The sequence below is a fragment of the Pseudomonas sp. RA_35y_Pfl2_P32 genome, from assembly GCF_963970735.1.
Taxonomy (GTDB): domain Bacteria; phylum Pseudomonadota; class Gammaproteobacteria; order Pseudomonadales; family Pseudomonadaceae; genus Aquipseudomonas.
In genome coordinates this window covers 1-609 of the sequence record NZ_CAXAQF010000133.1, presented here as the reverse complement: position 1 = coordinate 609, position 609 = coordinate 1, and the positions used below count along the sequence as shown (strand labels likewise).

Here is a 609-nt window from a genome sequence, read left to right as displayed (position 1 = left end):
CGAACCAGGGCCCGAAGGCCAGGGCCGCGTTGGCGACAATTACCGCCAGCAGCGCCACCGTGCTGGCTGGAATTGCAGGCGTAACAGTTATTCTATTGTATAGGGTGTCGTGCATGCCGCGCTGTAGCGCCCTATTTAAGGTGCGTCACAGCAAAAGGACTTGTCCGCAATGCCCAGCCTCTTCGACCCGATCCAACTCGGTACGATCCATGCGCCCAATCGCATCCTCATGGCACCGCTCACGCGCGGACGCGCCACGCGCGACGCCGTGCCCACCGAGATCATGGCCGAATATTATACGCAGCGCGCGAGCGCCGGGTTGATCATCACCGAAGCGACAGGGATCAGCCGCGAAGGGTTGGGCTGGCCGTTTGCCCCGGGGATCTGGACCGACGAACAGGTCGAACATTGGAAACCGGTGGTGGATTCGGTTCATGCGGCGGGCGGGCATATTGTCGTCCAGCTTTGGCATATGGGTCGCCAGGTGCATTCCTCGGTAACGGGCGTGCAGCCGGTCTCCTCCTCCGCCACCCGCACCGACGGGCAGGCGCATACCTTTGAGGGCAAGAAGGATTTCGAGATTGCCCGGCCGCTCGAACTCTCCGAGAT

General features: G+C 62.2%; 1 protein-coding gene. It reads left to right on the top strand.

Annotation, left to right across the window (positions count from 1 at the left end; all coding sequences use genetic code 11):
* Positions 1 to 169 precede the first annotated feature (169 nt).
* The coding region (locus AACY45_RS27480) for an oxidoreductase (RefSeq protein ID WP_445261229.1) at positions 170 to 609 on the top strand (440 nt) is incomplete at its 3' end.